18 protein-coding genes are annotated in these 22,757 nt (G+C 70.9%); 6 read left to right on the top strand and 12 right to left on the bottom strand.

Translation table 11 applies throughout. From position 1 onward, the window contains the following. The first annotated feature begins 141 nt into the window (after positions 1–141). Positions 142–6,480 carry a hypothetical protein gene (locus FB561_RS27635; RefSeq protein WP_145811649.1) on the top strand — a complete coding sequence of 2,113 codons (6,339 nt, stop codon included), beginning with the start codon at positions 142–144 and terminating at the stop codon, positions 6,478–6,480. A 71-nt stretch (positions 6,481–6,551) separates the two neighbouring features. Here FB561_RS27635 and FB561_RS27640 read toward each other — a convergent pair whose 3' ends face one another. The 8 genes from FB561_RS27640 to FB561_RS27675 are packed head-to-tail and all read right to left on the bottom strand — an operon-like array spanning position 6,552 to position 13,134. After that, positions 6,552–6,908, bottom strand: a complete 357-nt coding sequence (locus tag FB561_RS27640) for a metal-sulfur cluster assembly factor (RefSeq protein ID WP_202880926.1) — start codon at positions 6,906–6,908, stop codon at positions 6,552–6,554. 22 nt (positions 6,909–6,930) lie between these two features. Next, positions 6,931–7,404: a Fe-S cluster assembly sulfur transfer protein SufU gene (sufU, locus tag FB561_RS27645; RefSeq protein WP_145811653.1), complete on the bottom strand. Its 474-nt coding sequence runs from the start codon at positions 7,402–7,404 to the stop codon at positions 6,931–6,933. Between the two features lie 6 nt (positions 7,405–7,410). Then, positions 7,411–8,667: a cysteine desulfurase gene (locus FB561_RS27650; protein WP_145811655.1), complete on the bottom strand. Its 1,257-nt coding sequence runs from the start codon at positions 8,665–8,667 to the stop codon at positions 7,411–7,413. After that, entirely contained in the window at positions 8,664–9,428 is a 765-nt protein-coding gene (gene sufC, locus FB561_RS27655; RefSeq protein WP_145811657.1) for a Fe-S cluster assembly ATPase SufC, read from the bottom strand. Before sufC ends, FB561_RS27650 begins: the two co-directional genes overlap by 4 nt. 22 nt (positions 9,429–9,450) lie before the next feature. Further along, positions 9,451–9,789, bottom strand: a complete 339-nt coding sequence (locus FB561_RS27660; RefSeq protein WP_145811659.1) for a non-heme iron oxygenase ferredoxin subunit — start codon at positions 9,787–9,789, stop codon at positions 9,451–9,453. Continuing rightward, a complete protein-coding gene (gene sufD / locus FB561_RS27665) occupies positions 9,786–10,988 on the bottom strand; it encodes a Fe-S cluster assembly protein SufD (RefSeq protein ID WP_145811661.1) in 1,203 nt (400 codons plus the stop codon). The genes FB561_RS27660 and sufD overlap by 4 nt, the downstream gene beginning before the upstream one ends. Further along, positions 10,988–12,400, bottom strand: coding sequence for a Fe-S cluster assembly protein SufB (gene sufB / locus FB561_RS27670; RefSeq protein ID WP_145811664.1), 1,413 nt, complete (start codon positions 12,398–12,400; stop codon positions 10,988–10,990). Before sufB ends, sufD begins: the two co-directional genes overlap by 1 nt. Beyond that, the gene (locus FB561_RS27675) at positions 12,397–13,134 is read right to left on the bottom strand and encodes a helix-turn-helix transcriptional regulator (RefSeq protein WP_170284779.1); all 738 of its coding nucleotides are present in this window, start codon (positions 13,132–13,134) and stop codon (positions 12,397–12,399) included. Before FB561_RS27675 ends, sufB begins: the two co-directional genes overlap by 4 nt. A 137-nt stretch (positions 13,135–13,271) precedes the next feature. On the opposite strand from FB561_RS27675, the gene FB561_RS27680 reads away from it, so the two are divergent. The 3 genes from FB561_RS27680 to FB561_RS27690 are packed head-to-tail and all read left to right on the top strand — an operon-like array spanning position 13,272 to position 15,728. Beyond that, positions 13,272–13,997 carry an ABC transporter ATP-binding protein gene (locus FB561_RS27680; RefSeq protein ID WP_337692321.1) on the top strand — a complete coding sequence of 242 codons (726 nt, stop codon included), beginning with the start codon at positions 13,272–13,274 and terminating at the stop codon, positions 13,995–13,997. Further along, entirely contained in the window at positions 13,994–14,773 is a 780-nt protein-coding gene (locus tag FB561_RS27685) for an ABC transporter permease (RefSeq protein WP_145811666.1), read from the top strand. Before FB561_RS27680 ends, FB561_RS27685 begins: the two co-directional genes overlap by 4 nt. Positions 14,774–14,801: 28 nt before the next feature. Next, positions 14,802–15,728, top strand: a complete 927-nt coding sequence (locus tag FB561_RS27690) for a COX15/CtaA family protein (RefSeq protein ID WP_145813432.1) — start codon at positions 14,802–14,804, stop codon at positions 15,726–15,728. Here the strand turns inward: FB561_RS27690 and FB561_RS27695 are convergent, their stop codons facing one another. Continuing rightward, the gene (locus tag FB561_RS27695) at positions 15,729–16,526 is read right to left on the bottom strand and encodes an ABC transporter permease subunit (RefSeq protein ID WP_145811668.1); all 798 of its coding nucleotides are present in this window, start codon (positions 16,524–16,526) and stop codon (positions 15,729–15,731) included. It abuts the gene before it with no gap. Next, entirely contained in the window at positions 16,523–17,245 is a 723-nt protein-coding gene (locus FB561_RS27700) for an ABC transporter ATP-binding protein (protein WP_145811670.1), read from the bottom strand. Before FB561_RS27700 ends, FB561_RS27695 begins: the two co-directional genes overlap by 4 nt. A gap of 82 nt (positions 17,246–17,327) precedes the next feature. Here FB561_RS27700 and FB561_RS27705 point away from each other — a divergent pair, with 82 nt between their 5' ends. Next, entirely contained in the window at positions 17,328–17,894 is a 567-nt protein-coding gene (locus tag FB561_RS27705; RefSeq protein ID WP_145811672.1) for a helix-turn-helix domain-containing protein, read from the top strand. Positions 17,895–17,920: 26 nt separating this feature from the next. On the opposite strand, the gene FB561_RS27710 is transcribed toward FB561_RS27705, so the two are convergent. Beyond that, positions 17,921–19,009 carry a ScyD/ScyE family protein gene (locus tag FB561_RS27710; protein WP_170284780.1) on the bottom strand — a complete coding sequence of 363 codons (1,089 nt, stop codon included), beginning with the start codon at positions 19,007–19,009 and terminating at the stop codon, positions 17,921–17,923. 242 nt (positions 19,010–19,251) lie between these two features. After that, on the bottom strand, positions 19,252–20,226 hold the full coding sequence (locus FB561_RS27715) for a heme o synthase (protein WP_420371349.1): 975 nt from the start codon (positions 20,224–20,226) through the stop codon (positions 19,252–19,254). 303 nt (positions 20,227–20,529) lie between these two features. Between FB561_RS27715 and tkt the strand changes: the two genes are divergently transcribed. Then, positions 20,530–22,743 (top strand): transketolase, encoded by a 2,214-nt coding sequence (gene tkt, locus FB561_RS27720; protein ID WP_145811678.1) that lies wholly within the window; start codon positions 20,530–20,532, stop codon positions 22,741–22,743. The last annotated feature ends 14 nt before the right edge of the window (positions 22,744–22,757 follow it).

The following is a 22,757-nucleotide window of genomic DNA, read 5'->3' on the forward strand; positions in this document are numbered from 1 at the left end:
GGTGTGACGGATGCCACCGGCAGATATTCCCAGCTTTAATGAGATACCTGGCGAAAAAGCGATGAATTGCTTGTTAACCTCCCGCGCAAGATGACCGGTGACGCAAAGTGAGCGCTGGTCCGACACGGGGAGAGGTCGGGATTGGCGGCGATCAGCGGAGATGACCCACGGGTCCGCGCGCGAGCCACGCTGGAACTCGCGCTGGGATTCCTGGCGCCCGCGGCGATCGTCCTGCAGGACGGCAGCGTCCGGTTGCGCGATGCGGAGGACCGGCTGGACCGAAAGGTCGTCCGCCGGCTGGACCGCCGGCTCAAGGCCCGGGCCCGCGCGGGCGTCACGGACGACCGGCTGGCCGTCGAGGCGATCGCGTACTTCGGCGCGGAGATCGAGCGGGCCCGCGGGGGCCGGCGCGCCGATGGTGCGACCACGGCGCTCGACCGGCTGCTGGACCGGCGCGACCTGTCCGCCGCGCAGCGTGCCGAGTCGCAGGCCCTGCTCCGCGAGGTGCTGACCGGGAACACGCTGACCAGTTGGCCCGAGCTGAAGCAGTTCATGGACGCCCAGGCTGCTCCGCCGTCGACCGAGCGCAGGTCGCTCGCGGCCGACATTCTCACCGCGGCCCGTTCGCTGAGCCACGACACGGAGACCTACGTCCGCTCGCTCGCGACGCCCGAGGCGCCGTCGACGGGTACGGGGATCGAGGCGCAGTACGACGAGTTCCGCCGGCTCGCCCGGGAGTGGCACGAGCAGGGCGAGGACCGTGGATCGCGGCAGCTCCTGACGATCCAGCACGAGCTCGAGGACCTGGTCATGTCGATCCAGCGCGCGGGCCACCCTGCTCCGGTCCTCCCCTGGGCCGGACCGACCGTCGTCGCCGATCAGGAGTCGCCGTCCGATCCGGCCGAGCGGCTGCGGGAGCAGGTCCGCCGGCAGATCACCAAGCTCGAGTCGGCGGCGTCGGACCACCTCAAGCGGGCCGCGACCCGGGCCGAGAGCTCGGGCGAAGCACGGGGACAGGCCGCGACGCTGTTCGCCACGGCAGACGAGCAGGCGTCGTTGCACGACACAGCCGCCGCGGAACGCGCCCGCCGGTTCCGGGTCCGGGCCGTCGCCCGGGTGCGCGTCGCGGAGCGACATACCCGGATCGCCGAGTCCTGTGTCGCGGCAGCCGACCAGGCCGGAGCGGCTGCCGGCGTGTACCGGACGCTGCTGCGGGCTGCCGACGCGGGCGCTGGTCCCGAGCAACTGGCCGACCTGGCTCGGGACGCGACCCAACAGGTCCGCGCGTACGAGTGGGCCACGGCGGCCACCCTCCCGTCCCCGGACGTCCTGCAGAACGGCCTCCCCTCCGGCCGGCTGCCGCACCTCACCGCGCTCAGCTACGAACTCAACCAGGCGCTCAGGAAGCGGAAGAACTCGTTCCGCTTCACCCCGGACCTCCTGCACCGGACCCTGCGCGGCGAGAGCCGGCGGATCCTGTCGCCGGACGGCATCGTGCTGACGATCGGCAACGACCCGCGCGCGGACGTCAGCGAACTCGTCCAGCTCGAACTGAAGCTCGACCCGGGCGAGCTGCACGAGGTCCTGAACAGCCCGGTCGGCTTCGACGAGGCGCAGGTCGGGCAGGTCGTCCAGGGCGGCTTCAACGTCGCCACCTCCGCCACCGACCGGCTCGGTACCACGGGAGCTGCCGGCCTGCGGTCCGTGACGGACGGACTGCCCGACTCGAGCAAGCTCAAGGCTCTCGCCGAACTGGCCTCACCCGGCGCCGAGGTGGCCGACGACCTCGGGGTGACGGTCACGGGCGGCGCCACCGAGTTCGCCCAGAGCGGTGCTGTCGAGGCGCTGCGGGGCGAGTTCCTCCGTTACCGCTCGCCGCGACCGCGCTGGATCTGGCGGATCCGGGACTCGGCCCTCGCGGACTGGTCCGCCGCTCAGGTCGTCCACTCCGGTGGGGAGCCGGACGCCGGCGCCTTCGACCTCGGGTACAGCCACACCTACACGGTCGGGCCGCCCGGCAACCAGACCAGCCTCGCCGACGTCGGCCTGCCCGAGGAACGCGGCGCGACGTTGCCCGAGCACTTCGTCTCCCGAGCCGACGGGCTGAACGAGCTGTCCGACCGAGCCGTGGCGGAGCTGCGGGTACGACTCGGATCGCTCGACCGGGTCGGTCACGACCGGCTCCGGGGACTGCTGACCGACGACGCCATGATCCGGCTGGACGAGACGACCCGGCCCGGTGGGGTCTGGCGACTGATCACGAACGGCGGCCGGCCGGTCGCGTGGGCGCAACTGGAGAGCGTCGCCGACCTCGATACCGCGGAACTGCTCAGCGACAGTTCCCCCGACCACAAGCTCGAACTGTGGCGGGTCGGGAACTCTGGTGCGTCCGGCGGTCAGACCTTCGCCTCGTCCCGGACGGTCAGCGGTACGGCCGCCACAGCATTGGCGGACATCGGATCGACCAGTACGGACCTGACCCCGGGGGCTCGCGCGGGCCGCAGCAAGGGCGAGGAGGAAGCCAGTACGACGTCCGACGTCGGCAGCCGATGGAGTACCCAGCGGATCGCGCCGACCGTCGGGGTGAAGTTGGGAGTGCGGCACAAGCTGACCGTGCATCGCCTGGACCGCGCCGAGTCGTTCACGGTCGACGGCAGCGGCGACGTCTGCTTGCGGATGGCGGAGCGCGACGCGTTCCGATACGGCCTGCCCGTACCGGACGACGCGCTGAGCCGGGACGCGGACGGCGACCTCCGTCGGGGTGTCGACGGCCGCGTACTGCTGCGCGGCGACCCGCATCCGGCCGAGGCCCCGCCACAGCTCCCTGTGTGGCTCGGCACCGGACCGCGGCAGCTGCGTGGCGCCGGCCCGGCGATGATCCGCGAGCTGAGTGGTGCTGACGACGCGTTGCGGGACCTGCTCCCGCGGCTGTCCAAGCAGTCCCTCATTCCGCCGCTCGACGACTCGGGTCGTCCGCTGCCGGCCAAGTTCGCCGGTCAGGATCCCGCGGTCCTGCTGAGCCAGGCGGAGAACTGGGAGCGCACGCTGCAGCAGCTCGCCAAGCACCGGTTGGAGACCGGGTACGACCAGGCCTGCCAGGAGGGCCTGGTCTTCCAGCTCACCGAGCACCGCACCGGCCAGCCGCCGCGGATCCGCTCGTACCGGATCGCCGTCCAGCAGCACTTCGACCGGGCGAAGCCGATCGGCGTCGCGGACAGCGACATGGTCGTCAACGTCGACATCGGCGTCAGCGCCTCCGGCCGCTCGGGCAGCCGGTCGAGGAGCTTCCCGTGGTCGCTGAAGTTCGGGCTCGGCAACAAGCCGGGGCCCGGAAACAGCGGCCGCACGCCGTCCGCCGGCCTGTCGATCGGCCGGACCACGCTCGGCCGGATGCTCGCCTGGGCCACCGGGAACGCGGCGTACCGGATGACGGTGACCGAGTCGAGCTCGCCGGTCGCGGTCTTCGACGTCCCGCACACCGTCACGGTCACCGAGGTGACCGCCGACGGCGATTCCGCGCCGATCGCCCAGTCGGAGGGCAGCGCCCGGGTCTGCCTCGACAGCGAGTTCTGCGCCGCCCCCGAGCCGCCCGTCCTCGCGCTGGCCGGCCGGGTCGACCCCAACCTGTTGCAGACAGCAACCATCCAGCACGTCGACGTCCGCGACCCGGTCCGCCGGCTGACCGAAGCCGTCCCGGAGCTGCGGCGGGGCGACAGCTCCGCGCTGCACCACATCAGCGCCTTCCTCGCCACCCGCAACCTCGTGACCCGGCCCGAGCTGCTCACCACCGAGTACCGCACCGGGCTCGCCGTCAGCGCGGCGCCGTCCGATCCGCTGCAGGCGGTCGCGCAACGGAGCCTGGCGCCACGCCGGACCAGCCTGGGCATCACGACCCGGGTCGAGAACCTCGCCTATGTCGGCAGCGCGTCCCCGATCGTTGCCGACCTCAACGTCACGTTCGCGAGCGCCAGCAGTACGTCAGGAGCCTCGTCCGGTGCGTCCGCGGGGGCCAGCGCGGGCACCGGCTCGGTGACGACGGACGGTGAGGCACAAGGCGCTTCGCTGGGTGTGACCCGGTCGACCACCAAGTCCGCTTCGACCACCGAGGCCGCCACCAGCGCCGTCGAGCGGTCGCTCATGCGGGACGGTCAGCACTACCAGTTCTGGGGCGACCTGGTCCTCGAGGCAGAGCTTCGCGCGGGCGGTGCCGAGCCGCGCCGGGTCGAGCTGGAGACCGGCGCCGTCTTCCTGACCCTGCCTGAGCGCGATGCACTGCGGTCGTACGGCCGGGGCAAGCTCGACCTTCCGCTGCACAAGGTGTCGGACGCCGTCGAGCGACTGCTCAACGGCAACCTCGATCTCCCCCGCCGGACGACTGCCGCCCTGGTCCGCCGGTACCGGGCCGAGAAGGGGCAGACCGACACCGGCCTCGCGGCCGAGCACACCGATGAACGGCTTGCGGACCTGCTGCGCCGGGTGACGGGCGGTACGGTGCAGCCGGACGAGCGACTCGATCGGGTGCTCGACGAGGTCGACGAGCTGACCCGGCAGCGGGTCGAGGTTCCGTTGCCGCGGCACTACCAACAGTTGATGGGTGCGGGCCAGGTCGACCGGAGTTCGCTGCAGGACGAAGCCGGGAACGACACGGACCTGCTCCGCGAGGTGTACGCGGCCGTCGAGCAGCACTCGCCGCAGGCCCTGGACGACCCGGTACTCGCGGCCTCGCTGCGGGGTGAGCTCTCCGGTCCGCGCTGGCGGCACCAGCTGGACAACATGCTGGATCCCCGTGGCTTCGTCCGCGAGTACCCCATCGACGACGCCGGCCGGCCGCGCAACATCCGGGTACGGGTCCGGGTGCAGTTCACGGGACCGGTCACGTCGGAGGCAGGCGGGACGGCCGGCCAGAGCGGCAACGGCTTCGGTCTGGTCCAGCTGTGGGATCTGCGCGAGCGCAATCGCAGCGTCAGCGCGGGCACGGCGTACGACGGCAGGATCGATCTGTCCGGCACGTCCGACGCCTCCGGGACCGCTGGTATCGGCACCGGTCTCGGCACCTCGACCACAGCGACGAGCAGCGAGCTCACCACCCGGATCAGTACCGGGCTCGCCGTGGAGACCGCCCGGGTGGAGCGGGACTACCGGGTCATGGTCGAGGTCGACGACAACTCGACCGGTGCACCGCCCACGCGACGCGAGGCCGGCGGCCGGTTGAGCCTGTCCGTGCCGGCCTCGGTGATCGACTCGGCGCCACCGCCGTACTCCCCCGGCCTCTCCGACCATCGGTCAGCCGACCTCCCGGCCAACTACCTCGTCGAGGGCAGCCAGCCTTACCTCACCGGCGCCGAGCCGACGAACACCCTGCTGGACGCCGCCTCCCGGCGGCTGGCCCGGACCGACCTGCTCGGGCCGGCCGGTGTCCAGCTGCACGGGACCACGCTCGAGTCGTTGCTCGGGGCATCGAACCGGGCGGTGACGTTCCAGGAGATGGCGCGGCCGACCGGCCACCAGCTGATACCGCTCGCCGTCCCCGGTCAGGTCACGCGGGTGGTCGCGGTCCGGGTCCGCGCCGAGGTGTCCGGGGTCGAGCTGGTGTCGGAGCCGGATGCCGAGGCGACCACTCAGCTCGGCGAGAACACCCGGCAGCTCCGTACCGCCCAGCTGACCGCGAAGAGCAACCGGCTGCTACCCACCACCAAGTCCGTCAGCGCGACGTCGCCTGGTGGCGAGGTGACTGTCGGCGCCTCGGTCGGTGACCAGGTCACCGAGAAGGACACCGGCACCGTCGGCGCCCGGCACGAGACCGGCGTCTACGAGTCCGGGCAGGTCGTCACCGTGAAGCTGACGGTCGACTACCACCTGGACTTCGAGCGCCGGCGACTCGACCGGCACAACAAGCCCAAGGTCGAACGCTCCGCCTCGCTCCACCGGGCCGCGCAAGGCGAGACGTACGTGACGATGTTCCGGCGCGACTACGACGCGATGCGCGCCCAGATGGAGGCCGGGCGCACCAGGCCGGCCAAGTCGGTCCGGACCCGGACGGTCCGGGTGGAGGCACTCGCCGACGCGCAGCACCCGTACAGCCCGCTGGTCGACGCGCTCGACCAGGCCCGAACCCATGGCGTCCGGATCCGGCTGACGGTCCGCGGCACGGACGGCACCCGGCAGCGGTACCTGGCCAAGCCGGACGGCACCTTGTCGAGCGGGCGCGATCGCAAGTTCGCCGCGGCCTTCGCGACCCTGCACCCGCGGCTCCCCCTGTTGGCCGAGGGCCGCGTCGACCTCCGCGAGCTCTTCGCTGCGGGTGGCCGCCCGCAGCGGTTCACCCCGGTCGTCGTGGACGCCCTGCAGCAGAAGGGCGTCCCGGCGTCGGTCCTCGCCGAGACCGATTCCCGGATGCACCGGTCACGCTTGTTCGAGGAACCGGACAACCTCCCACCCCGCCGCGCCGCCGGGCCCGCGTCCGGGATGTCGATCGGTTGACGCGCCGAGACAGCAGTACGCCGGATGCGGCCGGCCACCTGACCAGCCGCATCCGGCGTACTCGGTAAAGCTCAGACGTTGAAGCCGAGCGCGCGCAGCTGCTCGCGGCCGTCGTCGGTGATCTTCTCCGGGCCCCACGGCGGCATCCAGACCCAGTTGATCCGGAAGTCGTTGACCAGGCCGTCGAGCGCCATCCTGGTCTGGTCCTCGATCACGTCGGTCAGCGGACAGGCCGCCGACGTCAGCGTCATGTCGATGATCGCGGTGCTGGAGTCGTCGACGGTGACCCCGTAGATCAGGCCCAGGTCGACCACGTTGATCCCGAGCTCGGGGTCCACGACGTCCTTCAGCGCCTCGGTCACGTCGTCGACGGCCGGAGCCGCCGCGCCGGCCGGGTTCTGCGCCGCCTCGAGATCGACCTCGGGCAGCTCGATCTTCTCGTCGGTCTGGTCAGGCATGGGTCACTCCCTCTGTCGATGTCGGCGCCGACTTGGCCAGCGCCTGGGCGGTAGCGTCCCGCCAGGCCGACCAGCCCAGCAGCGCGCACTTCACCCGGGCCGGGAACTGCGCCACGCCCGCGAACGCGACACCATCCTCCAGCACCTCTTCGTCCGGTTCGACCGTCCCCCGGCCCTGCATCAGCTCGAGGAACTTCTCGTACGTCGCCATTCCCTCGGCGACCGGCTTGCCGATCACCAGATCGGTCATCACCGAGGTGGCGGCCTGGCTGATCGAGCAGCCGACGCTCTCGTGCGTCACGGCGGTGACCTTGTCACCGGCCAGCTCGACCCGGAGGGTGACCTCGTCCCCGCAGGACGGGTTCACGTGGTGCACCTCCACGTCGTACGGGTCCGTCAGTCCCGCGTGGTGCGGGCTGCGGTAGTGGTCCAGGATGATCTCCTGGTACAGGGCGTCCAGTTGCATGATCAGTCAGTCCACCTTGAAGAAGGAGCGGACGAACCCGAGTCCGTCGACGAGCGCGTCGATCTCCTCGGGCGTCGTGTACAGGTAGAAGGACGCCCGCGTCGACGATTGCATTCCGAACCGCTCGTGCACCGGCCGGGCGCAGTGGTGCCCGGCCCGGACCGCGATCCCGCGGGTGTCCAGCACGGTCGACACGTCGTGCGGGTGGACGCCGTCCAGCTCGAAGCTGATCGCGCCCCCGCGGTCGACCGGCTCGGCCGGCCCGAGGATCTTCAGCCCGGGCACCGTCTTCAGGCCCTCCAGCGCGTACGCCGTGATCGCCTGCTCGTGCGCGGCCACCTTGTCCATCCCGAGGCCGGACAGGTAGTCCAGCGCCGCCCCGAGCCCGACGGCCTGGGCGATCGGCGGCGTCCCCGCCTCGAACCGGGCCGGCGGCGGCGCGTACGTCGAACCGGTCATCCGGACGACCTCGATCATCTCGCCGCCCCCGAGGAACGGCGGCAACTGCGCGAGCAACTCGTACCGGCCCCAGAGCACGCCGATCCCGGTCGGGCCGGTCACCTTGTGCCCGGTGAAGACCAGCAGGTCCGCGCCGAGGGTGGCGACGTCGACCGGGAACTGCGGCACCGCCTGGGACGCGTCCACCACCATCGTCGCGCCGACGGCGTGCGCCTTCGCGGCGATCTCGGTGATCGGGTTGATCGTGCCGAGCGCGTTCGACACCCAGGTCAGCGACACGACCTTGGTGCGCTCGGTGATCAGCTCGTCGATCCCGGCCAGGTCGAGCCGGCCCTCGTCGGTGACACCGAACCACTTCAGCGTCGCGCCGGTCCGCTCACAGGCCAGCTGCCACGGGACGATGTTGCTGTGGTGCTCCATCTCGGAGATCACCACCTCGTCCCCCGGCCGCAGGCCCGCGCCGAGCGTGTACGCCGCCAGGTTGAGCGCCTCGGAGGCGTTCTTGGTGAAGACGATCTCGTCCCGATTGGGTGCCCCGATGAACGCGGCCACCTTGTCCCGGCCGCCCTCGTACGCCGCGGTCGCCTCCGCGCCGAGCTGGTGCATGGCCCGGGCGACGTTCGCGTTGTGCCGCAGGTAGTGGTCCTCGATCGCCTGGACCACCTGGCGCGGCTTCTGCGAGGAGTTGGCCGAGTCCAGGTAGACCAGCGGGAACCCGCCCGCGAGCTCGCGGGACAGGATCGGGAAGTCCGCCCGGACCGACTGCAGGTCCAGCGGGCTGCTGAAGGTCCGGGTGGTCGTCATGCCTTCGCGCCCGCCTTGACGAAGCGCTCGTAGCCGTTGGCCTCCAGCTCGTCGGCCAGCTCCGGGCCGCCCTCCTCGGCGACCCGGCCGTCGACGAACACGTGCACGAAGTCCGGCTTGATGTAGCGCAGGATCCGGGTGTAGTGCGTGATCAGCAGGATGCCCTTGTCACCCTGCTCCGCGAACCGGTTGACGCCGGTCGAGACGATCTTCAGCGCGTCGATGTCGAGGCCGGAGTCGGTCTCGTCGAGGATCGCGATCTTCGGGTTCAGCAGCTCCAGCTGGACGATCTCGTGCCGCTTCTTCTCACCACCGGAGAAGCCCTCGTTGACGTTGCGCTGGGCGAACTCGGGGTCCATCTCCAGGTCGCCCAGGGCGGTGTTCACGTCCTTGACCCAGGTCCGCAGCTTCGGCGCCTCGCCGTCGATCGCGGTCTTGGCGGTGCGGAGGAAGTTCGCCACCGACACCCCCGGCACCTCGACCGGGTACTGCATCGCCAGGAACAGGCCGGCGCGGGCGCGCTCGTCGACGGCCATGTCGAGCACGTCCTCGCCGTCCAGGGTGACCGTGCCGCTGGTGATGTTGTACTTCGGGTGGCCGGCGATCGAGTACGCCAGCGTGGACTTGCCGGAACCGTTCGGGCCCATGATCGCGTGCGTCTGACCGCCCTTGATGGTCAGGTCGACGCCGCGCAGGATCTGCTTCGGGCCGTTCTCGGTGTCGACCGACACGTGCAGGTCGCGGATCTCGAGTGTCGCCATGAGGTTTCTGTCTCCGTCGCTGTTACAGGGATGCCTGGTTCGTGGGGTTCTTGACGTCGACGAGCAGGTCGCCGCCGTCCAGCCGGACCGGATAGACCGGGACCGGGTCGTACGCGGGCAGGCTGGTCGGCTCGCCGGTGCGCAGGTCGAAGCGGGAGCCGTGCAGCCAGCATTCGATCTCGCACTTGCCGACCTCGCCTTCGGACAGCTGGATCTGCGCGTGCGAGCACTCGTCCCGCACCGCGAAGTACTGTCCTTCGCTCTTCACGACCGCGACCTCGACGCCGCCGACCTCCACCGCGACCACTCCCTCGTCGGGAACGTCGGCCGCGGCGCAGGCGCGCTCGAAGGTGTCGCTCACCGGCCGACGACCGCCTTGCCGGCGGCGCTCAGCTCGGCGGCGCGGGCCAGCTTCTGCTCGATCACCTCGTGCAGCCGCTCGACCACCTCCGGGACGCCGATCCGGCCGATGATGTCGTTGAAGAAGCCGGACACCACCAGCCGCCGGGCCTCGTCCTCGGGGATGCCGCGGGCCTGCAGGTAGAACAGCTGCTCGTCGTCGAACCGGCCGGTCGCGGACGCGTGCCCGGCGCCCTCGATCTCGCCCGTCTCGATCTCCAGGTTCGGGACCGAGTCGGCGCGAGCGCCGTCGGTGAGTACCAGGTTCCGGTTCAGCTCGAAGGTGTCGGTGCCCTCGGCCGCGGCCCGGATCAGCACATCGCCGATCCACACCGACCGGGCGTCGTCGCCGGCCAGCGCGCCCTTGTAGAGCACGTTGCTCTTGCAGTGCGTGGCCTCGTGGTCGACGAACAGCCGGTGCTCGTGGTGCTGACCCGACTCGGCGAAGTACACGCCGAGCAGCTCCGCGTCGCCACCCGGACCGGCGTACCGGACGTTGGTGCCGACCCGGACGACCTTGCCGCCGAGGGTGACGGCGACGTGGTTGAGCTTGGCGTCCCGGCCGACCAGCGCGTCGTGCTGGGCCAGGTGGATCGACTCGTGGTCGCCCTGCTGGATCGAGACCAGCCGCAGCTCGGCGCCGTCACCGACGACGATCTCCACGTTGCTGGACAGCTCGCCGGCGCCGGTGTGGTCGATCACCACGGTGGCGCGGCTGTGCCGGGCGGCGTCCACGATCAGGTGGGTGAAGCCGCGGGCGCCGAGGCTCGCGACGTTGACGTGCACCGGCTCGGTCAGCTCGGCCTCGGCCGGGATCCGGACCGCGAGCGCCTCGGCGGCGTACGTCCACGCCACCGCGGCCGGGCGGTCCTGCGGGGTACCGACCTTCACCGCGTCGGCGGCGACGGTCTCGATCACGACGCCGTCGGGACCGTGCGCGTCGACCTTCGGGGTCTCGGTGCCGGCCTCGTCGGCGAACAGCGCCTTGAGGGTCTTGACCGGGGTGAAGCGCCACTCCTCCTCGCGCCCGTTCGGCACCGGGAAGTCGGCCACGTCGTACGACGTCGGCCGCTCGCTCCGGGCCTGCAACGGCACCGGCGAACCCGGCCCGTGGGAGTGCGCCTGGTTGCCGGCGGCGACCAGGGTTTCGGTGGCGGTCATCAGCCGACGGCCCCTTCCATCTGCAGCTCGATCAGTCGGTTCAGTTCCAGCGCGTACTCCATCGGGAGTTCGCGGGCGATCGGCTCGATGAAGCCGCGGACGATCATCGCCATCGCCTCGTCCTCGGCCATCCCCCGGCTCATCAGGTAGAAGAGCTGGTCGTCGCTGACCTTGGACACGGTCGCCTCGTGACCCATCGCGACGTCGTCCTCGCGGACGTCGACGTACGGGTAGGTGTCCGAGCGGCTGATGGTGTCGACCAGCAGCGCGTCACAGCGCACCGTGGACTTGCTGTGGTGCGCGCCCGGGGCCACCTCGACGAGCCCCCGGTACGACGTCCGGCCGCCACCGCGGGCCACGGACTTCGACACGATCGAGCTGGAGGTGTGCGGCGCGTTGTGCACCATCTTGGAACCGGCGTCCTGGTGCTGGCCCTCGCCCGCGAACGCGACCGACAGGGTCTCGCCCTTGGCGTGCTCGCCCATCAGGTACACGGCCGGGTACTTCATCGTCACCTTGGAACCGATGTTGCCGTCGATCCACTCCATCGTCGCGCCCTCTTCGCAGGTGGCGCGCTTGGTGACCAGGTTGTAGACGTTGTTCGACCAGTTCTGGATCGTCGTGTAGCGGCAGCGGGCGCCCCTCTTCACGATGATCTCGACGACCGCGGAGTGCAGCGAGTCCGACTTGTAGATCGGCGCGGTGCAGCCCTCGACGTAGTGCACGTAGGCGTCCTCGTCGACGATGATCAGGGTCCGCTCGAACTGGCCCATGTTCTCGGTGTTGATCCGGAAGTACGCCTGCAGCGGGATCTCGACCTTGACGCCCTTGGGGACGTAGATGAACGAGCCGCCCGACCAGACGGCCGTGTTCAGCGAGGCGAACTTGTTGTCGCCGACCGGGATCACGGAGCCGAAGTACTCCTGGAAGAGCTCCGGGTGCTCCTTCAGACCGGTGTCGGTGTCGAGGAAGATGACGCCCTGCTCCTCCAGGTCCTCACGGATCTGGTGGTAGACGACCTCGGACTCGTACTGCGCGGCGACACCGGCGACCAGGCGCTGCTTCTCCGCCTCCGGGATGCCGAGCTTGTCGTAGGTGTTCTTGATGTCCGGCGGCAGGTCCTCCCAGCTGGTGGCCTGCTTCTCGGTGGAGCGGACGAAGTACTTGATGTTGTCGAAGTCGATCCCGGACAGGTCGGCACCCCACGACGGCATCGGCTTGCGGTCGAAGAGTTTGAGCCCCTTCAGGCGCAGGTCGAGCATCCACTCCGGTTCGTTCTTGAGGGTGGAGATGCCCCGCACGACGTCGGCGCTCAGGCCGCGCTGGGCGACCGCGCCGGCGGCGTCGGAGTCGGCCCAGCCGTACTGGTAGTTGCCGAGGCCTTCCAGTTCGGGGTGAGCGGTTTGCGTCATCGTGCAGTCCTCGCAGATTCGCCGTCGGATTGAGGGGAAACCGGCTGAACGCCGGGGATGTGCGTCGTACAGACACCGTCGCCGTGGGCGATGGTGGCCAGCCGTTGGACGTGCTTGCCGAGCAACCGGGCGAACACCTCGGTCTCGGCCTCGCACAGCTGGGGGAACTGCTCGGCCACGTGCGCGACCGGGCAGTGGTGCTGGCACAACTGCGCGCCGGCACCGGCCTGCTGGGTGGAGGCGGCATACCCGTCGGCGCTGAGCGCCTGGGCGAGCACCTCGGCCCGCCGGCCTTCCGGCGCCGCGTCGAGCAACTCGCGGTACCGGTCTTCGACCTCGGCGACCCGGCGCCGCGCGAACTCCGCGACCGCCTCGTCACCGCCGGCCTCGGCGATGAACTGCAGCGCCGTGGCCGCCAGGTCGTCGTACGCCTGGTGGAACGCGTGCCGGCCGGTGTCGGTGAGTGCGAACACCTTGGCCGGGCGGCCCCGGCCCCGAGGGCCGTAGACTCGCTCCTCGCGGGACTCGACCAGCCCTTCACCGAGCAGGTGGTCGAGGTGCCGGCGGACCGCCGCCGGGGTCAGTTCCAGCCGCTCCGCGAGCACCGCGGCGCTGGACGGGCCGTTGGTCAGGATCGACCGCGCCACCCGGTCCCGGGTGGACTCGTCCCGCGTGATTCCAGCAACAGCGGCGGCGCCGCGAGGCCCCGGTCCGTTCGTCGCAGGATTTTTCACAACATCAGTGTCGCGTAATTGCCGGGGCCCTTCAAATAAGGTTCCCCTAACCCGGCATCCGCTTTCCGTGCGCTCCCGCCCGGACCCAAGTCGAGGCGTGAGCGACGTCACTCGGGTCCGTTTCCTAGACTGCTGCCGTGCCAGTCGCGGTGGAAATCAGCAACCTCGTCGTCCGGTACGGCGAGAAGGCCGCGGTCGACGGGCTCAGTCTCACCGTCACCGGCGGAACAGTGACGTCCGTGCTCGGTCCCAACGGGGCCGGCAAGACCACCACCGTCGAGAGCTGCGAAGGCTTCCGCCGGCCCGACTCCGGCCGGGTCCGGGTGCTCGGGCTGGACCCGATCGCTGACCACGACGAGCTGATGCCCCGGATCGGGGTGATGCTCCAGGAGGGTGGCGCCTGGTCCGGCGTCCGCGCCCTCGAGATGCTGCGCTACGTCGCCTCGTTGCACGCCCACCCGCTCGACCTGACCCAGTTGGCCGACCGGCTCGACCTCGGCAGCTGCGGCCGGACCCCGTACCGGCGGTTGTCGGGCGGGCAGAAGCAGCGGCTGTCGTTCGCGCTGGCGATCGTCGGCCGGCCCGAGATCGCGTTCCTGGACGAGCCGACCACCGGGCTGGACCCGCACGGCCGGCGGGAGATCTGGCAGCTGATCCGGGAGCTGCGCGAGGACGGCGTGACGGTGGTCCTCACCACGCACGCGATGGACGAGGCGGAGCAGCTGTCCGACCAGGTGCACGTGGTGTCGGCCGGCAAGGTGATCGCCTCCGGCAGCCCGGACACCCTCACCGACCACGGCGCCAAGTCGCTCGAGGACGTCTACCTCGCCCTCACCGCACCCCCCGCCCGGGAGAACCGATGAGTACGACGTACGCCCCGCGCCCCGGCTCCGCGCCGTGGCCGCGCAAGGTGCTCGCCCACGCCCGGATGGAGTTCCGCCTGCTGATCCGCAACGGCGAGCAGCTCCTGCTGGCCCTGGTCATCCCCCTCGGTCTGCTCCTCCTGCTCGGCGGCACCGGGCTCGGCGACAGGCTCCCGCTCGGTGAGGGACCGGCCGTGGATCTCGCGGTCCCCCGGGTCCTCGCGCTGGCGATCCTGTCGTCCTCGTTCACCTCGCTCGCGATCGCCACCGGCTTCGAACGGCGGTACGGCGTGATCAAGCGGCTCGGCGCCTCCCCGTTGTCCCGGACCGGGCTGCTCGCCGGCAAGATCGCGGCTGTGCTGGTCATTCAGCTGATCCAGCTGGTCGTCCTGATCGGTGCCGGCTTCGCCCTCGGCTGGGACCCGGTCGGCGGCGCCGCGGCGGTACTCGGCGTGATCCTGATGGTGCTCTGCGGGACGGCCGCGTTCGCGTCGCTCGGTCTGCTGATGGCCGGGACCCTGCGGGCCGAGGCGACCCTGGCCGCGGCGAACCTGCTGTACCTGCTGCTGTTGGTGGGCGGCGCGGTCGTGACGCCGGTCGAGGAGTACCCGGCCGGGATGCAGGGCATCGTCCGGCTGCTTCCGAGTGCGGCGCTGGCCAACGGATTGGCGAACTCGACCCTGGAAGGTGTGATCCCGTGGGCCGCCGCTCTGTCCCTGGCGTTGTGGGCAGCCGTTCTCGGCTACCTGGTCTCCCGGACCTTCCGGTGGGACTGATCAGGGCTTTCTCTAGAGTGTGCCGGTGATGACCACCGAGACCCCGCCCCGCGAGACCGAGCCCGTCACCGGATTCTGGCGACTGGTGCCCGAGCCGAGCCTGGACGCCGTCCGCCGGTGGGGCTGGGCGTCGGTGGTCGCCAACATCGGCATCGTGGTGACCGGCGGGCTGGTCCGGCTGACCGGGTCCGGTCTCGGCTGCCCGACCTGGCCGCAGTGCACCGACGAGTCGTACGTGCCGCATCCCGAGCTCGGGATGCACGGCGCGATCGAGTTCGGCAACCGGATGCTCGGCTTCGTCGTCGCGGTGGTCGCGATCGGCACCTGGCTGGCCGTGATGCGCTACCGGCCGGTGCGCAAGGACCTGCGCCGGCTCGCGACGGCGGCCGCGCTCGGCGTCCCGCTCCAGGCCGTGATCGGTGGCATCAGCGTGCTCACCGGGCTGAACCCGTGGATCGTGTCCGCGCACTTCCTGGTCTCACCGATCATCATCACGCTGACCGTGTCGATGATGCGCCGCTCCCGCACCAGTCCGTACCCGCACACTCCCCCGGTGGTCCGCGCGCTGGCGACCGCGAGCGTGGTGGCGGTCTGGCTGGCCGTTGCCCTCGGCACCTTGGTGACCGGGGCCGGGCCGCACTCCGGTGACCCCGACACCGGGCGGAACGGGTTCGACGAGACGGTGATCAGTCAGCTGCACGCCGATGTGGTGTTCGCGCTGCTCGGCGTGACGATCGCGCTGGTGATCGCGACCCGGGTGACGGCGACCTCGCGGACCCTGCGCAAGCTCGCCGCCTGGTTGCTGGCGATGGAGCTGGCGCAGGGCGTGGTCGGGTTCGTGCAGTACTTCACCGGGCTGCCGTGGGTCCTGGTGCTGATCCACATGTTCTTCGCCGCGGTGCTGATCGCCCTGGTCACCGCGGTGTACGGCGAACGCGGAACGCCGGCGACCTGATCAGGTGAGATCGCGGCGGAGCGGGACCACCGCCGCGACGACGGACGCCACCGCGGCGTACGCCAGCAGCACGAAGGCGGCCGGGACCGGGGCCAGCGGCGTACTGAGGCTGCCCGAGGTCTGGTCGGCGATCGTGTCGGTGAGCACCGTGAGCGTGGTCAGCGAGGACGTCGCGCCGCCGGGCAGGAACGGGTACAGCCGGTTGACGCCAGGCACGATCATCAGCACGTACTCGAGGAAGTAGAAGTACCCCAGCACGATGCCGACGGCAACGAGCTGATGCCGGGCCAGCGCCCCGATGCCCACCCCGATGACCACGTAGACGGCCGCGACCACGGCGAGTTTCGCCAGCAGGAGCAGCAGATCCGCCGGGCTCAGGGCCAAGGTGACACCGCGGACCGCGGCGGCACCCAGCAACGCGAGGCCCGCGGTGGCCGACGCGATCAGTCCGTAGCAGAAGCCGCCCGCGCCGTAGACGACCAGCTTCGCCACCAGGACGCGGGCCCGCCTCGGCACGGCCAGGAACGTCGTACCGATCGTGCGGTGCCGGTACTCGGACGTGATCGCGATCGTGCCGAACAACGCCGGGACGAACAGCAGCAACGCGGACACGCTGAGCACCAGCCCGGCGCCTTCCGGAGTGTCGATCCCGGGCATCGGCGGAGACGCGTTCTCCGGACCGGTCAGGGCCAGGATGCCGGTGAGACCGCCGCCCGAACCGATCGCGGCGATCGCGGCCCAGCGCGGCAGCCGGGTGGAGAACAGCCGGGTGAGCTCCCCGCGGATCAGGTCCTTCATCGCGTCGGCTCCTTCGCGGTCAGGGCGAGGAAGGCTTCCTCGAGGGTGGCGCCGTGGGCGGTGAAGTCCGCCAGGCCGCCGGACCAGGTGATCCGGCCGTGGTCGATCAGGACCAGGTCGTCGATGCTGTACTGGAGTTCGGTGAGCACGTGGCTGGAGATCAGCACGGTCCCGCCACCGGCCGCGAAGTCGCGCAGGAACGTCCGCAGCCAGACGATGCCGGCCGGGTCGAGCCCGTTCGACGGCTCGTCCAGGACCAGAACGCCGGGATCGCCGAGCAACGCGGTCGCCAGCGCCAGCCGCTGCCGCATCCCGGTCGAGAAGCCCTTCACCTGCCGGTCCGCGTAACCGCCGAGCTCGACGCTCTCGATCACGGTGTCGACGCGAGCACGTTGATGACCGCCCAGGTCGCAGAAGGTCTTGAGGTGCCCCCGGGCGCTGGTCGCCGGATGCGCCGCGGCGATGTCGAGTACGGCGCCGACCGTGCCGGTGGGCGAGGCCAGGTCCCGGTAGGCCGTGTCCCCGAACAGGGCGACGCCGTCGTCCGGCTCGGTGAGACCCAGCAGCATTCGCATCGTGGTCGACTTGCCGGCCCCGTTCGGCCCGACGAAGCCCGTGACGCGACCGGCCTCGGCGGTGAACGTCACCCCGGTCACGGCCTCGACCGAACCGAAGGCCTTGGTCAGGTCCGACACCCGAATGGGTAGTCCTGCGGTCATGACGCTCCTCCCCGACTATCATCGATCTGACAGCGAGAACATTATCAGATTGATAATGATCGCGAAGAGACGGAGGTCGGGCATGGCGAAGCAATCGCCCATCGCCGACGTGGTCATGCACCCGGTACGGATGCGGATCATCCAGCAGCTCAGCGGGCGGGAACTGACCACCGCGCAGCTGCGCGACGCCCTCCCCGACATCACCCAGGCGACCCTCTACCGGCACGTCGCGGCCCTGATCGAGGCCGACATCATCGCAGTGGTCGCCGAGCGAAAGGTGCGCGGCACCGTGGAGCGGACGCTGGCGCTCGGTGCCCGGCTCGCGGTCGCCGACCTCGCCGAGCTCCGGGCGATGGACACGGCCCAGCTGCGGTCGATGTTCCTGACCTTCCTCGGTCACCTCGGCGAGAGCTTCGACACGTTCCTCGCCGCCGAGGACCCCGAGCTGCGCGACTACCTGGGCTTCGGGATGACCCAGGTCTACGTCGGCCCCGACGACCTGCCGAAGCTCCAGGCCGCCATTAACGAAGCCCTCGCGCCGTACCTGTCGGACCGGCCCGGAACGCGCCGGCTCGGTCTGGGCAGCGTCCTGATCCCGGAACCGGCGCCGGACACGACCCGGGGCGCCAAGTCCTCCGATCGGACCTGACGCCCCGGGCCGGTGCTTCGTCCGGCCTACTTCACCTTGTAGATCGCCCCTGGCCCGAACAGCGGCGACGACACGTACAGGTCGCCCCACCGCGAGAACGCGGTGCCACCGGGCAGGATCAGCTGGTTCTTCGCGAGCTCCTTGCGGAACCCGGCCTTGTGGTACTTGCCCGGGAACTGCAGGAACAGCGCGCCGACGGGCGAACCGCCGAGCTCCCACTGCAGCCAGCTGGCCTTGGCCAGTTCGACCACGGCGAGCGTGCCGCGCGGACCACCGGCCAGGTCGACGATCGACGTGTACCCGTCGGCGTACCGCTGGCAGTGGCCCCGGTTCGGCTTGTACGGGTCGCAGGTCGCGTTGTACGAGCCGGGCTTGATCCGCCAGATCTGCGACTTGCCCGGGGTGGCCGGGAAGCCGCGCAGCTCACCGACGTACCAGTAGCCGTCGGAGCCGACCGTCACCGACGTGGCCACGGCCTCGCTGGTGATCGGCGTACCGGCCGGCGGGAAGTTCGTCGGGTTGCCTTCGGGGTCCGTCGTGGGCAGCCCCGGGGGCACCTTGACGACGCGGGGCTTCAGCCGCGCGACGGTCTTGATGTGACCGCTCTTCACCCAGACGCGGAGCAGGTCGTTGCCCGCGGCGTCGGAGACCAGCACCGTCCCGTCGTTCAGCGCGGCCACGCCGAACGGGTTGGAGTCGGTCGGGTTGTTCTCCTGGTCGTACGGATCCGGGTCCTTCATCTGGTACTTCGCGATGTCGGCGATCTTCACGGGCGCCTTGCCCGGCACCAGCTTGAACAGCGTCGCCGCGCCCGGTACCGGCGGGGAACCGGGCTCGCCGGCCGCACCGGTCAAGGCGTACGTCGTCCCCCACTTGTCCGTGTCGATGGCCGGCGCGAACCCGCCCGGCACCTGCCCCAGCTTGCGGATGACCTTGCCGTTCTTCCAGGCCTCGTAGACCGAGCCGTCACCGACGCTGTAGATGATCTTGCCGCCGTGCGTGGCGACGCCGCGCGGTGAATCGAGATTGGTGATGACCGGCTTCAGGCTGCTGCCGTGTCCCCCGGTCGCTTCCGCCGGCGTGGCGACGGCCAAGACGGAACCGACGAGTGCCACGGCGGAAACCGCGGCCAGACGTGCTTTTCCGACCCCCACTGTTCCCCCTCTGCATCCGTCCCCCCAGGTGGAGCGATCTCCACGGACGTCACACCATGGCAGCACTCCGGCGCGGACAGGTCAACGGCAGGACTCTGCGCACGTGGCCGTGTACGGACCGCGAACGGTGAGGTGGCAACGACCCGTACCGGCGCGCCCACCGCACGCCGGAAGGGTGCCGGGGGCAACTACCCCCGCACGGGTCAGCGCACCAGCGGGTCGATCGCGGCCGCGATGAACAGCAGCGCGAGGTAGATGTTGGAGAAGTGGAACAGCCGCATCGGCCGCAGCGCCGCGCCCTCGGCGCCGGTGTGCGCCCGGGCCAGCAGCGCGAACGCTTCGCGCAGGAACACCACGCCGAGCGCGACCGCGGCCAGCGGGTAGACGAAGCCGGTGTCCGCGACCGGCCAGAGCGCGATCGAGGTGATCACCATGACCACGCTGTACGCGACGATCTGGCGGGCGGTCGCCACCGGCGTCGCGACCACGGGCAGCATCGGCACGTCGACGGAGGCGTAGTCCTCCCGGTACCGCATCGCCAGCGACCAGGTGTGCGGCGGCGTCCAGAAGAACACCACGCCGAACAGCACGATCGGCGTCCAGGCCAGCTCGTTGGTGACCGCGGTCCAGCCGATCAGGGTCGGGAAGCAGCCGGCGATCCCGCCCCAGACGATGTTCTGCACGGTGCGGCGCTTGAGCACCATCGTGTAGCCGAAGACGTAGAACAGGTTGGCCGCGAGGGCCAGGCCGGCCGACAGCCAGTTGACCAGCAGGCCGAGCTCGATCGTGGCCAGCACACCCAGCACGACGCCGAAGATCGTCGCCGACCTCGGGCTGACCGCGTGCCGGGGCAGCGGGCGGCGGCGGGTCCGGCGCATCTGCTCGTCGATGTCGCGGTCGAGCACGCAGTTGATCGTGTTCGCGCTGCCGGAGGCGAGGATGCCGCCGAGCAGGGTGGCGGCCACCACACCCAGGCCGGGCACTCCCCCGGCCGCCAGGAACATCACCGGCACCGTCGTGATCAGCAGGAGCTCGATGATGCGCGGCTTGGTCAGACCGACGTACGCCTTGATCACGTCGCGCACCGACGGGCCGGACGCCTCATGGGGAGCCGGATCGGTCGGCAGCGGCGCCGGGTACGACGTCCTCGCGGCTGCACGCGGGTCGACGGCCGTCACGAACACCTCGAACTCACTGGGATGACGCCGGGGACCCGGCGCTGACGATTCGACAGTCTACGACGGCCGGTAGGAGGGCTCGCGCGGGCCCCCGCGCGAGCCGCGATCCGGGCCGGTCACCACCTCGGGAACAACGAAGCCGCCTGTCCGGTTGGCGAGGTGTGGAAGGCGGAAGACGCCCGGGCGAGTAGGCTCGCTCACGGTGACGCGCGGGGGCGCGACCGGGGTGAGCCCAGCCGCCGGACGGCCCGACGACGCCGACCTGCAGGAGTGTTCGCAGCCACCGAGAGGAGCGCCGCCGGCGTGACGGAGAAGACCAGCCCCCAGCTTGAATGGACCGAGCTCGACCAGCGCGCGGTCGACACCGTGCGCGTGCTCGCCATGGACGCGGTGGAGAAGGTGGGCAACGGCCACCCCGGGACGGCGATGAGCCTGGCCCCCGCCGCGTACCTGTTGTTCCAGAAGGTGATGCGGCACAACCCGGCCGACCCGCAGTGGCCGGCCCGCGACCGTTTCGTCCTGTCGGCCGGGCACTCCAGCCTGACCCTCTACATCCAGCTCTACCTGGCCGGTTTCGGCCTCGAGCTCGACGACCTGAAGGCGCTGCGGACGTGGGGCAGCCTGACCCCGGGCCACCCCGAGCACGGCCACACCAAGGGTGTCGAGACGACCACCGGCCCGCTCGGCCAGGGCGTCGGCAACGCGGTCGGGATGGCGATGGCCGCCCGCCGCGAGCGCGGCCTGTTCGAGCCGGAGGCGGCGGCCGGTGACGGCGTCTTCGACCACCAGATCTACGTGATCGCCTCGGACGGCGACCTGGAGGAGGGTATCGCCTCGGAGGCCTCCTCGCTCGCGGGCCACCAGCAGCTCGGCAACCTCACGGTGATCTACGACGACAACAAGATCTCCATCGAGGACGACACCAACATCGCGTTCTCCGAGGACGTCGCCGCCCGGTACGCGGCGTACGGCTGGCACGTCCAGGACGTCGACTGGACCAACGGCGGCACCGGGTACGAGGAGGACGTGCAGGCGCTCTGGGACGCGATCCAGGCGGCGCACACGGTGACCGACAAGCCGAGCTTCATCCGGCTGCGGACCATCATCGGCTGGCCCGCGCCGACCAAGCAGAACACCGGCAAGATCCACGGCTCGGCCGTCGGCGCCGACGAGGTGGCCGCGACCAAGAAGCTGCTCGGCTTCGACCCGGAGCAGGACTTCGAGGTCGCCGACGCGGTGATCGAGCACACCCGGCAGGCGCTCGAGCGGGGCAAGGCGCTCGAGGCCGGCTGGACGCCCAAGTACGAGGCGTGGCGGACCGCGGCGCCCGAGCGCGCGGAGCTGTTCGACCGGCTGGCTCGGCGTGAGCTGCCGAAGGGCTGGCAGGACGTGCTGCCGAGCTGGGACGCCGACGCCAAGGGTGTCGCCACCCGGTCCGCGTCCGGGCAGGTACTGACCGACCTGGTCGGCGTGCTGCCGGAGCTGTGGGGCGGTTCGGCCGACCTGGCCGGCTCGAACAACACCACCCCGAAGGGCGAGCCGTCGTTCATCCCGGCCGAGCACGCCACCAAGGAGTTCCAGGGCAACGAGTACGGCCGGGTCCTGCACTTCGGGATCCGCGAGCACGCGATGGGCTCGGTGCTGAACGGGATCGCCCTGCACGGCGGCACCCGTCCGTACGGCGGCACCTTCCTGGTCTTCAGCGACTACATGCGCCCCGCGGTCCGGCTGGCCGCGCTGATGAAGCTGCCGGTCACCTACGTGTGGACGCACGACTCGATCGGCCTCGGCGAGGACGGCCCGACCCACCAGCCGATCGAGCACCTGGCCGCGCTGCGGGCGATCCCGGGCCTGGACGTGGTCCGGCCGGGTGACGCGAACGAGACCGCCGCGGCCTGGGCCGCGATCCTCGAGCACACCGACCGCCCGGCCGGCCTCGCGCTGACCCGGCAGAACGTACCGGTCTTCCCGCGCGGGAAGGACGGCTTCGCGACCACCGAGAACGTGAAGAAGGGCGGCTACACGCTGCTCGACACCGACGGCACGCCGGACGTGGTGCTGATCGCCACCGGGTCCGAGCTGCAGCTGGCCGTGGAAGCCCGCCAGACGCTGGCCGACGAGGGCATCCAGGCCCGGGTCGTCTCGATGGTGTCGCGGGAGTGGTTCGACGAGCAGGACGACGCGTACCGCGAGTCGGTCATCCCGGTCGGGGTGCGGGCCCGGGTGTCGGTCGAGGCCGGGATCGCGCTGGGCTGGCGGGAACTGGTCGGCGACGCCGGCCGCAGCGTCAGCCTGGAGCACTTCGGTGCCTCCGCCGACTACCAGCGGCTCTACCAGGAGTTCGGCATCACCGCCGAGGCCGTCGTCCAGGCCGCGAAGGACAGCATCGCCGCCGCCGCGGAGCTCGGTGCCAGCGGGGCCCCGGTCAGCCGCCGGCCCGCCGGGCCGATCGGTCCGGGCGACGACCCGACGGTGAGCGCCGACCCCGACGCCGACGCCACCAACGAGCGCGGCTGAACCACCCACAACAG

Source organism: Kribbella amoyensis (assembly GCF_007828865.1).
GTDB classification, from domain to species: domain Bacteria; phylum Actinomycetota; class Actinomycetes; order Propionibacteriales; family Kribbellaceae; genus Kribbella; species Kribbella amoyensis.

Coding starts and splice junctions, on each gene's coding strand:
- sufU (WP_145811653.1), bottom strand. CDS start 7,404: ATGCAACTGGACGCCCTGTACCAGGAGATCATCCTGGACCACTACCGC.
- FB561_RS27650 (WP_145811655.1), bottom strand. CDS start 8,667: ATGACGACCACCCGGACCTTCAGCAGCCCGCTGGACCTGCAGTCGGTC.
- sufC (WP_145811657.1), bottom strand. CDS start 9,428: ATGGCGACACTCGAGATCCGCGACCTGCACGTGTCGGTCGACACCGAG.
- sufD (WP_145811661.1), bottom strand. CDS start 10,988: ATGACCGCCACCGAAACCCTGGTCGCCGCCGGCAACCAGGCGCACTCC.
- sufB (WP_145811664.1), bottom strand. CDS start 12,400: ATGACGCAAACCGCTCACCCCGAACTGGAAGGCCTCGGCAACTACCAG.
- FB561_RS27685 (WP_145811666.1), top strand. CDS start 13,994: ATGAGTACGACGTACGCCCCGCGCCCCGGCTCCGCGCCGTGGCCGCGC.
- FB561_RS27690 (WP_145813432.1), top strand. CDS start 14,802: ATGACCACCGAGACCCCGCCCCGCGAGACCGAGCCCGTCACCGGATTC.
- FB561_RS27695 (WP_145811668.1), bottom strand. CDS start 16,526: ATGAAGGACCTGATCCGCGGGGAGCTCACCCGGCTGTTCTCCACCCGG.
- FB561_RS27700 (WP_145811670.1), bottom strand. CDS start 17,245: ATGACCGCAGGACTACCCATTCGGGTGTCGGACCTGACCAAGGCCTTC.
- FB561_RS27705 (WP_145811672.1), top strand. CDS start 17,328: ATGGCGAAGCAATCGCCCATCGCCGACGTGGTCATGCACCCGGTACGG.